This window comes from Gemmobacter serpentinus (assembly GCF_008973825.1).
Classification (GTDB): domain Bacteria; phylum Pseudomonadota; class Alphaproteobacteria; order Rhodobacterales; family Rhodobacteraceae; genus Gemmobacter; species Gemmobacter serpentinus.
The window spans coordinates 1-5,569 of sequence record NZ_WCHR01000024.1; the positions used below are offsets into that span (position 1 = coordinate 1).

9 protein-coding genes are annotated in these 5,569 nt (G+C 60.0%); 6 read left to right on the top strand and 3 right to left on the bottom strand.

The window, feature by feature from the left end; all coding sequences use genetic code 11:
* Positions 1-249, top strand: a 249-nt coding sequence (locus GBJ34_RS20815; RefSeq protein ID WP_226341202.1) for a hypothetical protein, incomplete at its 5' end; no start/stop codon positions are given.
* Positions 250-309: 60 nt separating this feature from the next.
* Positions 310-1,281, top strand: coding sequence for a hypothetical protein (locus GBJ34_RS14900; protein ID WP_151720016.1), 972 nt, complete (start codon positions 310-312; stop codon positions 1,279-1,281).
* A gap of 51 nt (positions 1,282-1,332) precedes the next feature.
* Here GBJ34_RS14900 and mobQ read toward each other — a convergent pair whose 3' ends face one another.
* Positions 1,333-2,589 (bottom strand): MobQ family relaxase, encoded by a 1,257-nt coding sequence (gene mobQ / locus GBJ34_RS20820; RefSeq protein ID WP_226341203.1) that lies wholly within the window; start codon positions 2,587-2,589, stop codon positions 1,333-1,335.
* 153 nt (positions 2,590-2,742) lie between these two features.
* Between mobQ and GBJ34_RS14910 the strand changes: the two genes are divergently transcribed.
* Complete coding sequence (locus GBJ34_RS14910) at positions 2,743-3,009, top strand: hypothetical protein (protein ID WP_085787614.1); 267 nt, start codon at positions 2,743-2,745, stop codon at positions 3,007-3,009.
* Complete coding sequence (locus GBJ34_RS14915) at positions 3,006-3,572, top strand: hypothetical protein (protein ID WP_151720017.1); 567 nt, start codon at positions 3,006-3,008, stop codon at positions 3,570-3,572. Before GBJ34_RS14910 ends, GBJ34_RS14915 begins: the two co-directional genes overlap by 4 nt.
* 4 nt (positions 3,573-3,576) lie before the next feature.
* On the opposite strand, the gene GBJ34_RS14920 is transcribed toward GBJ34_RS14915, so the two are convergent.
* Together GBJ34_RS14920 and GBJ34_RS14925 are read right to left on the bottom strand one after the other, a co-directional pair.
* Positions 3,577-3,873, bottom strand: a complete 297-nt coding sequence (locus GBJ34_RS14920; RefSeq protein ID WP_085787616.1) for an addiction module antidote protein — start codon at positions 3,871-3,873, stop codon at positions 3,577-3,579.
* A gap of 3 nt (positions 3,874-3,876) precedes the next feature.
* Entirely contained in the window at positions 3,877-4,173 is a 297-nt protein-coding gene (locus GBJ34_RS14925) for a type II toxin-antitoxin system RelE/ParE family toxin (RefSeq protein WP_151720018.1), read from the bottom strand.
* A 535-nt stretch (positions 4,174-4,708) separates the two neighbouring features.
* Between GBJ34_RS14925 and GBJ34_RS14930 the strand changes: the two genes are divergently transcribed.
* Both GBJ34_RS14930 and GBJ34_RS20825 read left to right on the top strand, forming a co-directional pair.
* The gene (locus GBJ34_RS14930) at positions 4,709-5,263 is read left to right on the top strand and encodes a helix-turn-helix domain-containing protein (protein ID WP_226341204.1); all 555 of its coding nucleotides are present in this window, start codon (positions 4,709-4,711) and stop codon (positions 5,261-5,263) included.
* 63 nt (positions 5,264-5,326) lie between these two features.
* A partial coding sequence (locus GBJ34_RS20825) for a MerR family transcriptional regulator (RefSeq protein WP_226341205.1) occupies positions 5,327-5,569 on the top strand: 243 nt, incomplete at its 3' end.

The following is a 5,569-nucleotide window of genomic DNA, read 5'->3' on the forward strand; positions in this document are numbered from 1 at the left end:
CCCCCCGTTTCAACGCAAGACAGCGCAACACCGAAGACACAAGACCACGCAACAGCAAGCGAAACACCTAAAAGAGGCCCTGAAGTCAGCGCTTTGGAGCGCGAAGTTCAGACGCTGCGGGACGCCCTTTCCGATGCTCGGGAAGACCGGGACAAGTGGCGTGATATGGCGGAACGCCTGTCACTTGCGCCGCCTGCTCCAACAGCCGGAAAGTCAGGGTTCTTGGCGTGGCTGTTCGGTAAGAATTAGGTCCGCTTTGTGAGCATGGTGCTTGCCCGTGAGCAAACCTTATTTTGAGAAGGTAATTATTTGAAAATCGACCACAAAAAAGCGACTATGGCGCTGTCCGCAATATGGGTACTGATCTCGATACCCATATCCGAGCACCTTTATCAGCAAGTCCTAGATGGCGGCTTGTTTATGAGAATATTTGCATTGCTCACCGTGGCGTCCCCAGTGTGGATACACTACGGGCTGCAATGGTTGACCAATGGGGCAACTATACAAAAGAAGTATCTTGCAGGAATCATCGTATTAGGCGGATTCCTTGCATTTATCTTCGCAGAAAGTCGTTACTGGGATGAGCTTGCCTACATCCCCCTCATAACGACCATATTCTTTGCAATCCTCAGTCAGGCCAATCGCATATTTTCAGGGCAGGGCATCAAAGATATTCGTCCGAAAGGAAAACGTTTCGATGCCAATCTGATAGCGACAGACAAGCTTCAAAAGCTGGAAGCTGTAAGAGGCAAGGCAAAGCCACTTCTTGACATCACACATGACCTTGCAACGGAGATTCTAGGCCTGCTTCAGGCGCACGGAGGGCACTCACCAATGCCTGCCGTGATCCGCGCCGATGCTGATGCTGTCAAAGCAGCCTATACCCTAGTGTATGCAGCTTACATGCAGAAGTGCGTCAAGGACCCGTCGCACCGACACACCGCCATCATCGCCATGTATCAAGCGACCATGTCTCAAAACCTTCTCCCTCTCGTAATTCCAAGAATCCCGAACACCCCACCACTGAGCCAAAGCGAAATTGAGAGCGATGCTTTCCGTTCCCCTGTTAGGGAAATCATCAAATTGCAAGGGAAGTTTGCGACCGAAATCATCGCCAACATAGAAGCCAAGACCACAAATCCGTTATTGCCGGTCTACCAGAATTTCAGACCTTATTTTTCGCCTGAAACTACCGACGATGAACTTGCGGCAATGTTTGAAAATAAGTTCAGCGACCTGCTTGCCACTGCAAAAAAAGAAGTCTTCCTCGTCCTGCTCTAACGCCCGACTGACATCCACCATGACCGGCCTACTGAGAGTTCAAAGGCTGGGTCAGTGGGTAAGCCCGCCGTCCCGGTCGTGGTCGCGGGCTTCCCGCTCACGCAACCGTTCCTGCTGCCGCTCTTGCTCCTTCAGGCGCTCGGCCTCCTGCACCCGCTGGCGTTCTTCGGCCTCCCGGCTTTCCTGCAACCGCGCTGCCGCCTCGGCCAGCGTTCCCCGGTCGATCCCCTGCGCGGCCTCCCGTAGCCGCTCGGCCAGACTGCGGGCGGATTCCGGCTCCGGGGTTTGTCCAGGTGCGGCTATGGCATCAGACGCGGTGCGGCTCTGGCGGGCTTCCCATGCCTCGCGCAACCGCGCGGCCAGGTCCTGCCTCCCCTCCCGGCCATCCCGATCCGCAGCGCCGGCATAGGCCAGACCCTGCGCCGCCCCCTCTTGCGTCAATGGCCCGAGGCGATCCACCGCCCGCCCGATCCAGTCCCGCACCTGACCGGCCAGAACCTCCGCCACCCGCGCAACCTCGGCCGCCTGCGCCTTGACCTCGCGCCACACCCGGACGGCCGCGACCTCGATGCCGCGTTCCTTCATCTGCCACGCCCCGGCAGACAGTTGCGGCAGCGGATCCCGGTCCAGTTCCACCGCCCGCACCGTCTGACGCAGCGCCTCGGCCTCGTCCCCGCGATCATGCGCCGCGGTGGCACGCTCCTGCGCCTCGATCCGCTGCGCCTCTAGTGTCCGGTGATCGATCCGCTCGTCATGGCCGCATCGCTCAAGGGCGCGGTTGCTGTCCCGCGCCCATGCCTCACGCCATCCTTCCAGCATCTCGACCGCGTTCCATTCCCGGTTCTTAGCCCCGAACCCTTCGTGGCCGATTTCACGGGTGGTCAGCAGGATATGGGCATGGTGGTTGCGATCATCGCCTTCGCGCCCCGGCGCATGAAGCGCGATGTCGGCCACCATGCCACGGGCCACGAACTCGCGCTGGCAGAACGCGCGCACCAGCTCGACGCGCTGCCCGTGGTCCAGCTCGGCGGGCAGAGCCACCCGGATTTCGCGGGCAACCTGCGAATTCTTCCGGGTCTCTGCCGCCTCGACCGCGTTCCACAGCGCCGCCCGATCCTGCACCCATGCAGGCGCGTTGGCAGGGGCGATGGTTTCGACGTGATCAACGCCGCCGCGCGCACGGTAATCGAAGGTCAGCCCGGTGCGGTGATCCTCGATCCGTTCGCCCACGCGGTATGCCGCTGCCGCCGTGGCGCTGCGGCCAGCGGAGCGGGAAATCATCGTGGCCCGAAGGTGGTAGATTGCCATTTCTGCGCTGCACTTCGCTAAGGGTTCAAGGGAAACGCAGGGTTCCCTTGCCCACACAAACGCGCAGCGTTTGTATAAGTGGGCACTTTGTGTTTGACACGCTATCCACTACGCGGCACAAATTCAACGGTTGTAACGAGGAAGGGCGGAAGAATGGCGCGCACCATCGACCAGCAGATTGCAGATGCGCAAGCGAAGCTGGCGCGGCTCAAAACACGTCAGAAAGCCAGCGACACCCGCCGAAAGATCATCGTCGGCGCCATCGTCACCACCGAGGCCCTGAAAGACCCAAAGATTTCCAAATGGCTGGCATCCACCCTGCGCAAGAACGCAACCCGGGACGTGGACCAGAAGGAAATCGCCGGACTGCTGGCCGACCTCGATGCCAGGGCGCAAAGCGCCGGGGCGGGTGAGGCATGAGCGGCAGCACCGATCCGTTTCTGGTTCTGGTCGATGATATTGGTGCGCTGCGCCGCCAGATCGAGAACCTGCAACGCACCAGCCTCGACAGGGACGAGGCCGAACACCTCAACGCGACCATCGCCCAGAGCCTCGACAACATGGCGCAAACCGGAAAGCGGCTGGAACAGCGCCTTGAAGGCCAGCTGCAGCTCGCCACCGCCAAGACCAACCTCGCCGCCATAGAAGCCGCACAGGACGCCGCCAGAGGGGCTATCCGGGAATCCCATGCCGAGATCCTCCAAACGGCCAAGAGCCTCTCACAGGCCGCAGGAGAGGCCCGCAGAGAGGCATGGCGCTGGTTCGGCGGGTTCTGGGTCTGGCTGGCCTCGATCGGGGCCGCAGGGGCGCTTATCGGCGCGCTGGCCGTGTTCTGGCTGCAAGGCCGTGCCGATGCCAAAGCCTTCGGCCAGCATCCCCGCATCTACTGCCTGTCCGCAGGCGGATCATTCGCCGATCAGCGGGACGGAAGCCGATACTGCATCTTCATGGTTTCGCCACCGACACAGCCAGCCAGGGAATGACGGCTCACGCGCCGGGCTGGATCGAGACTTTCAGCCCGAGCGCCTTGGCGACCTTCATCACCGTGGATAGCGTGGGATTCCCATCCCCAGACAGTGCCTTGTTCAGCCCCACCCGGCTCATACCAACCTCACGGGCCAGCGCGGTCATGTTCCGGGCGCGGGCAACCACCCCAAGGGCGCGGGCAACATAGGCGGGATCGTCGCCGCCATCTTCCATGACCGCTTCGAGATAGGCCGCAATGTCTTCCTCGGTCTTGAGGTAGTCGGCGGAATCATAGCGGGCGAATTTTTCTTCCGGCATCGCTTAGCCCTTCCACTCTGCGGCCAGCACCTTGGCCTGTTTGATGTCTTTGCTCTGCGTGGACTTGTCGCCGCCACAAAGCAGGATCACGAGAACCGGACCGCGCTGGATGAAATACACCCGGTAGCCCGGCCCGTAGTTGATCCGCAGTTCCGAAACACCCTCTCCGACCGGCTCCACATCGCCGGGGTTCCCCGCCGCAAGGCGGTCCAGTCTGGCAGCGATGCGCGCAACCGCCCTGCGATCCCGCAAACCGGAAAGCCAGGCATCGAAGGTTCCGCTTCGGATTAACTCGATCATCCGACAACTATAGTTATCATGTGGGTGTCTGACAACCAAAGTTATCACTTCCTTGTTCTAAGCAAATCCGAGGCCAGCCAGGGGCGTTCCCGGTGCATCATCCCTCCCCCGCACCCCCACCCGTCACGCGCACACATGCGCGGAATCGTCCACTCGGCCCACAAGGGGCCTCGCGTCCGATGGCAAGCAAAAACTACACAGCCCGTCCGTAGGCGGGGGGTCGCCAGCCCCTTGGAAAGGCGCTCCCCCCCGGCGCGCAAGCGCGCCCGGACTGTGCATTTTTTGCCTGCCTTAAGATCATAAGAAGGGTAAAAAAATTCATACAATAATATCAATTACTTACCAGGGGGGGGTGCCTCATGAGCTATGAGGCACCCCTGCATCATCTAGATGATGCAGGTTTGTGCAAATATTGAACACTGACTTTCAATATTTTCTTGCAAATTTTGCACGCTGGCGTTCATTATCAGTTCACAGATGATGCGGGTCGCATCAAAAATCGACCACTTTCGCCGCCCGAAATCAACGAGTGCCAATGTCCGAGAACCGTCCAGCCCTGCCGCGAAAATCATCCGCAGGCCAATGGGTCCAAACAGAGCGGGCTGCGCATGAAGCATGGGCAGCACTGATCGCTAAGGCCCCCAAGGCTGCGCAACTGATGCACATCCTGACAGCTCGGATCGGTGAACATAACGCCGTCATCATCAGCCAAAAGACGCTCCGCACCCTCATGGGATGCAGCCGCCCCACCGTGCAACGCGCCCTCGATGTGCTGGCTCAGGACAGATGGATTGAGGTGCGCCAAGTGGGCGAGAGTGGAACCGTGAATGCCTATGTCATCAACGACAGGGTCGCATGGGCGACCGGACGCGATGGGCTGCGCTACAGCCTGTTCAGTGCGGCGGTTGTCCTCTCCGAGGAAGAGCAGCCAGACCGGGCCGAACTGGGGCGACAAGAGCCGTTGCGCAAGGTGCCAAGCCTATTCAGGGACGAAAGGCAGCTTCCGAACGGCCCCGGCCTCCCCCCGCCTTCACAGCCGTTCTTGGATGGCATGGAACCAGACTTGCCTGCGACAGGCGCCGACGAGTAGCCTTTCACCGCAACGACACAAAATGCCTTGCATGAAACGATCCGCAAGAGGACGGAAAGACCCATGAAATACACAGCAGGGCAGGCTGCAAAGGCTACAGGAGTAGCAACGGCAACCATCACAAGATCCCTGAAAAATGGGCGTATTTCGGGTCAAAAGGATGAATCTGGCGCGTGGATGATCGACCCATCCGAACTACACAGAGTATTCCCCCCCGTTTCAACGCAAGACAGCGCAACACCGAAGACACAAGACCACGCAACAGCAAGCGAAACACCTAAAAGAGGCCCTGAAGTCAGCGCTTTG